Below are 6,469 nucleotides of genomic sequence, written 5' to 3'. Positions count from 1 at the left end.
AAGCTGGCAGGTAATGCCTTCAGTCTGCAAGTAAAGAGTGGTGCTTGCGTCTTGGCCGGGAAAGAGGTAGCGGGGCTGGAAATGCCAACCAATCAACCCGACAGGGAGGACACATGAGCATCGTCTTGAACAAGGAAGAGTGCATAGGCTGCGAGAGCTGCGTGGAAATCTGCCCCGAGGTCTTCGCCTTGGACGACTCCGGAGAAAAGGCCATGGTCCTGGATCCGGACTCCACGGCCGAATGCGTGGACGAGGCCATCGACACCTGCCCGGTGGAGGCCATCTCCAAGGAGTGATCACTCTGGGCCGCCCTTTGCCGCGGCCGCCAAAACATCCAAAAAACCCCGGTCCAACCGGGGTTTTTTTATATCCGCTCCCCCCGCGCTTCAGGCCGATCACCGCCCGGAACCCACCTTTTCCCGGCTGATCCATTGACTCCGGTCTCTCCGGCCATGTAAGGGGTATGACAAGACCACATGCCCAGACCACCTTCAGCCCTGGAGGAGCGATGAAGCGTTTCAAAGACCTGTCCATCGGCATCCGGTTGGCCCTCATCCTTGTCGGGGCCATGACCCTGCTGGCCGCCGGAATCATGGCCGCCTTCATCGTCGAGCTCGACTCCTACGCCAGCCGGGACAAGATCGAGGTACGGGACGATCTTCTGGCCAAGACCAAGGAGGAACAACGCAACTACGTCCAGCAGGCCTACGGCATCGTCAAATACTTCTACGACACCTCCGTGAATGTTGAAAAACTCAAGGAAAAGACCAGGGCCGATCTGAAGCGGGTTGTGGACGGCGTCGCCAACCAGGCCCTAGAGTACTACCGGGCCAACCGGGATTTCCTGTCCCTGGAGGAAATCCACGAGCATATCAAGGCCAACACCAGAAACGCCCGCTTCGATGGAGACAACTACGTCTGGATCAACGACCTCGTCCCAGCCATGATCATGCACCCCACCAATCCCAAACTCGACGGACAGGACCTGTCCACCTACAGGGATCCCGAAGGGGTCTACCTCTTCAAGGAGATGGTCGAGGTCTGCAAAAAAGACGGCGAGGGTACGGTGACCTACATGTGGGACAAGCCCGGGGTCCAGGGCAAGCCGTCACCCAAGGTGTCCTACGTCCGACTGGTGCCAGAACTGGGGTGGATCTTCGGATCCGGGGCCTGGCTGGAAGACGTCACTGGGGAAATGAAGGCCCAGGCCCTCAAACAGTTGGCCGATCTTCGGCTGGTGGATGGGAACTATTTCTTTGTTATTTCCGACACCCTTCCCATTCCGACCACCATCATGCAGCCTACCAACCCGGGCTTGAACGGCAAGCCCATGGACGCTCCGGTTTTCGACAGCGCCACGGCCGTCGAGTCGGTGACGGACGGCCGAGTGATCCGATTTCAGGAAGGCAAAAAAAATCTGGGCATGGCCATGGTCGAGGCCGTGCAGAAGGGCGACCAGGGCTTCGTCCACTATGAGTGGACCAAACCCCTGCCCGGAGGCGGGGTCAGTGCCGAATTCTATCCCAAACTCGGCTTTGTCCGCCTCTTCGCCCCCTGGAACTGGATCATCGGCATGGGCGAGTACATCGACGACATCGACATTCTGGCCGAGGCCAGGGCCCAGGCCATTCACGAGACCGTCAACACGGTTATTCTCAAGCTCAGCTTGGCCTCCCTGGCCTTCTTGGTTCTGGTCGTCGTCTTCATTCTCCTGGCCATCCGCTATATGCTCAACCGCCCGGTCAGGTCCCTGGTGGACTTTGCCGGACACGTGGCCGACGGGCATTTAGACGCCACCATCAGCGGGCGGTTCACTGCCGAAATGGACCGGCTGCGCCTCTCCATTGAGAAGATGGTCGCCAACCTCAAGTCCGAACTGGCCTTTGTCCGAGGAATCCTCAATTCCGTGACCATGCCCTCGGTAGTCGTCGACCCCGGCGGCAAGGTCATTCTCCTCAACCGCTGGCTGGCCCATTTCCTCGGTGAGAAAAAGGAGCCGACCGCCTATATCGATCGGCCGTTGCGCGAGGTCTTCACCAGCCATCCTAAGGTGGCCGAGGTCCTCCGCACCGTCCTCGACAAGCGGGAAATCGTCACCAACTTCGAATACGAAGGTACCTACGCCTGGGGCGAACGCTTCTACGTCAAGATCGACGCCGCCCCCATTCACGGCCCACAAGGGGAGGTTCTGGGCGTCTTCGCCCTTCTGGCTACCCTGACCCGCTTCAAAATTCAGCAGGAGGCCCTGGCCGAAAAGAACAGGCTGATTTCCGAGACGGCCCGAAGCACCGAGGCCATAGCCGCCCAGGTGGCCGAGGAATCGGAAAACCTGAACAGCCTCATGGCCCACACCAACCAGGGTGTCTCCCGGCAACAGGATCGGTCCCAGGAAACGGCCACGGCCATGGAGGAAATGAACGCCACCGTTTTGGAAGTGGCCAGCAACGCTGCCAAGGCCGCCGAGAACGCCGATGAGTCCATGCACAAGGCCCGGGAAGGCTCGTCCATCGTCGAAGATGTCCGCGGAGCCATCACCCAGGTCAACGCCCAGACCGAAACCCTCAAGGCCAACATGGGCCGACTGAGCGCCCAGGCCGAGGACATCGGCCGGATCATGGTCGTCATCTCGGACATTGCCGACCAGACCAACCTCCTGGCCCTGAACGCAGCCATCGAGGCCGCCCGGGCCGGGGACGCCGGAAGGGGATTCGCCGTGGTCGCCGACGAGGTCCGCAAACTTGCCGAAAAGACCATGACTGCCACCAAGGAAGTGGGCACGGCCATCCAGGCCATCCAGGACGGCGCCCGGCATAGCAACCAAGAAACCGAAAAGGCCGCCAAGGCCGTCACGATCTGTTCCACCCAGGCCGAAAAGGCCGGGATGGCCCTCATGGATATCGTCACCATGGCCGAAGGCACGGCCGATCAGATCCGGGCCATCGCCACCGCCTCCGAGGAACAGTCGGCCACGGCCACGGAAATCAACCGGGCCACGGATGAGATCAACGAGGTGGCCGACGAGATCAAACAGGGCATGGAGGAATCCGTGCAGTCCATTGAGCGCCTGCGCCAGAACGCCGTCGAGCTGAACCGGCTCATCGGTCAGATGCAAGCTGGCACGGACAAGACACACTGAAACCTGCCGCCCAGTGGCAGGAAAAGGAGGAAGGTATGGCCAGGATTCTCGTTGTCGACGATTCGGAAATGATTCGGCTCATGCTTCGGCGAATTCTCGAGGACGCCGGACACCAAGTGCTCGAAGCCCAAGACGGGAACCAGGCATTGGAGGTCTTTGCCTCCAGCCCCTGCGATCTGGCCTTTGTGGACATCTTCATGCCCGGAAAGGAAGGCCTTTCGACCATCCGGGAACTCCTGGGCAAGCGTCCGTCCCTGCCCGTGGCGGCCATCAGCGCCGGCAGCACCTTCACGGACACCGAGACCCTGGACTGGGCCCGGAACTACGGCGCGGCCAAAACCCTGGCCAAACCCTTGTCCGAAGCCAAAATTCTCGAAACCGTGGCCGAACTCCTCGGCCGCTGACGATCAGGCGGCGGGCTCGATACCTTCAGCGGCCAGAAGGCCCGCCGCCGCCTCCACCGCCTTTTCAAGATCCCGTCGCAATTCCTTCAGATCCCGCCCCCGACCCAAAGCGAGTTCCACGTTTTTGGCGGCCTTGGCTACGGCACCGACCCCGATGTTCAGGGCATTGCCCTTGATGCTGTGGGCGTGTCTCGCGGCGTCCTTCACCCGGCCTTCGGCCAGGGCCATGTCAAGGGCCTCCAGGTCCCGGGGCGTGTCCCGGAGAAAGACCTGGGACAACCGATGCAATAGGTCCTTTCGCCCACCCATGTTCTCCAGGGCCTCCTGCCTGGCCCGGCCCCAGTCGTCGATACGATCGGAGGCCTCGGCGTGGGATGGGTTTTGGTCTTCGGCTTGCCGGTCCTTGCCGACGCATTTGGCCAGGACCCGGGTCAGCCGCTCCAGGTTCACCGGCTTGGGGACATAATCCGTGACCCCGGCCTGCATGATTCGACGTCGATCTTGTTCCATGCCGAAGGCGGTCATGGCCACAATGGGCACATCGGCCCCGGACGGAATGTCGGAGGATTTCCTGATGGCCCTAGTGGCTTCAAGGCCGTCCATCTCCGGCATCTGGATGTCCATGAGGACAACATCGAATCGCCTGTTCCGAAGGATTTCCAGAGCCTCCCGCCCGTTTCCGGCCCTGGTCAATCGGTGTTTCTGTGGAGCCAGGAGGGCTTCCACGGTTTCGGCGTTGAGATCCGAGTCCTCGGCCAGCAGGATGTCCAAAGGTCGGATGAAATCGTCCTCCTGGACCGCCACGCATTCTTCATCCTCTTCTTCGGTCGGGACCATGGGCACGGTCAGCACGAACGTGGTCCCCTGAGCTTCCGTACTCTCGACCCGGACTTCCCCACCCATGAGCCGGGCCAAATGCCGGCTGATGGACAGACCCAGACCGGTTCCCCCGAAACGGCGGCCAATGGTCTCGTCGGCCTGCTCGAAGCTGTCGAAGATCTTGTTCAGACGGTCGGCTGGAATGCCCATGCCCGTATCCTTCACCTTGAAGACCAGTCCGAGCCGGCCTTCGGACTGCTCCATGCAGGTCTCGCCCGGTTCCAGGGGCCCAGCCTCGATTTCGGCCCCGCCCGTGGCCGTAAACTTCAGTGCGTTGGACAGCAGGTTGTGGAGGATCTGCCCGAGCCTGGCCCTGTCTCCGACGACGAATGCGGGCGTCCCCGGCCGAATCTCCAATTCGAGCTGAAGGCCCTTGGCCTTGAACAGAGTCGCGTGGCTGTCCCTCAATCCCTTGAGAAACCCAGGCAGATCGAAGCGATTCTCATCCAGGGTCATCCTCCCGGCCTCGATCTTGGAGATGTCCAGGAGATCGTCGATCACCCGGAGCATGGTCTGTCCGGCCTCGGCGATCATTTCCATTGGCCGAGTGTTGCAGCCTTCAGGAGCATCTCGCTGAGCCACCCGGCTCATGCCCAGAATGACATTCAGGGGCGTTCGCATCTCATGACTCATCCGGGCCAGGAACATGGACTTGGCCCGGGAGGATTCCAGTGCCCGGCGCTTAGCCTCCTCCAGACGTTCCGTAGCCTGCCGCCGCTCCTTGATTTCCTGCAGCAGGGATTCGTTCAGTCGGCGAAGATTCTCCTCGGCCCGGATGCGTTCCAGAATCTCCGCCTCCAGACGCTCGTTGGCTTCCTGTAAGGATCTGGTCCGCTCCCAGATGATCGCCTCCTGGCGGGCCATGGTGTGCTGCAAGGACTCCTCGGCCCGTTTCCGGGCCTCGATGTCCGTCAACAGGGCCACATGGGCCGGGATTCCATCCCAATCGATGGTCGTGGTCGAGACCTGGATCCAGCGGGGTTCACCCTCCCGGGTGAGGATGCGAAGATCGTAAACGCTGGGCACGTCCTGGCCCATGAGTCGCTGTCTGTGGCGCTCGGCCACCAGGGGCCTGTCGTCCGGATGAACGAAATCAAGGAAGCTCCGGCCGGCGATCTCGGCCAGGGTGTGTCCGCCCAGGTGATGCATATAGGCGTTGGCAAAGACGATCGTTCCGCCCCGAATGATGATGATCGCCTCGCGGACCGCATCCACCAGGGTCGTGAGTTGACGGACCCGGGCCCTCAGCTTGGCCGCTTCCTGTGCTGCCCCAGAATCCTGTTCATCCCGCATTGGCCTTCTCCTTGTCCCGGTCAGGCAGTTTTTCCCGTTCCGACTCCACCAGTTCAACAAGGGCCAGGACCTTTTTGATGGCCTCAGGGGATCGCTCCACGGCCAGGGATTCAACCGCCCGGGCCAGGGCCGCGATGGCCGGGAATCCGTAGCTGCCTGCGCTCCCAGCAATCATGTGGGCCAGCCGGGCCAATTCTCCGTGTTGGCCGCGTTCGGCAAGCATCCGCATGTCCAGAGCCCGATCGGCCAGAGCCTCCAGAAAACCCGGAGCCATGGATCGGATGGCCTCGTCCGTGGCTTGGCCCCTGTCGCGATCCGGGTAGGGGCAAGCCGCCCCCTTGGCCTGGGCCACGATGGCCCCCAAGAATTCCGATCGCCCGATGGGCTTGGACAGGATGGCCTCGAAAAGCTCGGCATCCTCTTGTCTCAGGGTTTTCACGTCCTGGGCCGAAAGAAGAATCAGGGGCGTCCGGCCCCGGCCCGTCTCCCGTTCCATGGCCCGCATTCTTCTGGCCGCGGCCATGCCGTCCAGAACGGGCATCTGCATGTCCAGCACGACCAAATCAAAACCGCCGCGGCCAAAAGCCTCCACGGCCAGGAGACCATTTTTGGCGTATTCGGCTTCGATGTCCGTCCTGGCCAGGAAAAGCCGGTACAATTCCTCGTTGTGGATGTTGTCCTCGGCCACCAGGATACGCAATGGCCTGTCGACATGCACCGTCTGCTCCGCCGGGGCCGGGTCAGGGCACTCCTCCTC

Annotated in this window: 5 protein-coding genes; 3 read left to right on the top strand and 2 right to left on the bottom strand. The window is 61.7% G+C overall.

Going from position 1 to position 6,469, the window contains the following annotated elements; translation table 11 throughout:
- Nucleotides 1–113: 113 nt before the first annotated feature.
- From EOM25_11245 to EOM25_11235, 3 genes are all read left to right on the top strand, one after another.
- Nucleotides 114–296, top strand: coding sequence for a ferredoxin (locus EOM25_11245; protein ID NCC25749.1), 183 nt, complete (start codon nucleotides 114–116; stop codon nucleotides 294–296).
- Nucleotides 297–508: 212 nt separating this feature from the next.
- Nucleotides 509–3,136 (top strand): PAS domain-containing protein, encoded by a 2,628-nt coding sequence (locus tag EOM25_11240; GenBank protein NCC25748.1) that lies wholly within the window; start codon nucleotides 509–511, stop codon nucleotides 3,134–3,136.
- Nucleotides 3,137–3,171: 35 nt separating this feature from the next.
- On the top strand, nucleotides 3,172–3,540 hold the full coding sequence (locus EOM25_11235; GenBank protein NCC25747.1) for a response regulator: 369 nt from the start codon (nucleotides 3,172–3,174) through the stop codon (nucleotides 3,538–3,540).
- Nucleotides 3,541–3,543: 3 nt separating this feature from the next.
- Here the strand turns inward: EOM25_11235 and EOM25_11230 are convergent, their stop codons facing one another.
- Together EOM25_11230 and EOM25_11225 are read right to left on the bottom strand one after the other, a co-directional pair.
- On the bottom strand, nucleotides 3,544–5,712 hold the full coding sequence (locus EOM25_11230) for a response regulator (protein NCC25746.1): 2,169 nt from the start codon (nucleotides 5,710–5,712) through the stop codon (nucleotides 3,544–3,546).
- Nucleotides 5,702–6,430 carry a response regulator gene (locus tag EOM25_11225; protein ID NCC25745.1) on the bottom strand — a complete coding sequence of 243 codons (729 nt, stop codon included), beginning with the start codon at nucleotides 6,428–6,430 and terminating at the stop codon, nucleotides 5,702–5,704. The genes EOM25_11230 and EOM25_11225 overlap by 11 nt, the downstream gene beginning before the upstream one ends.
- Between the last annotated feature and the right edge of the window lie 39 nt (nucleotides 6,431–6,469).

The sequence above is a fragment of the Deltaproteobacteria bacterium genome (assembly GCA_009929795.1).
Taxonomy (GTDB): domain Bacteria; phylum Desulfobacterota; class Desulfovibrionia; order Desulfovibrionales; family Desulfomicrobiaceae; genus RZZR01.
The sequence above is the reverse complement of the archived record's forward strand: the minus strand, read 5'-3'. Positions and strand labels throughout refer to the sequence as shown.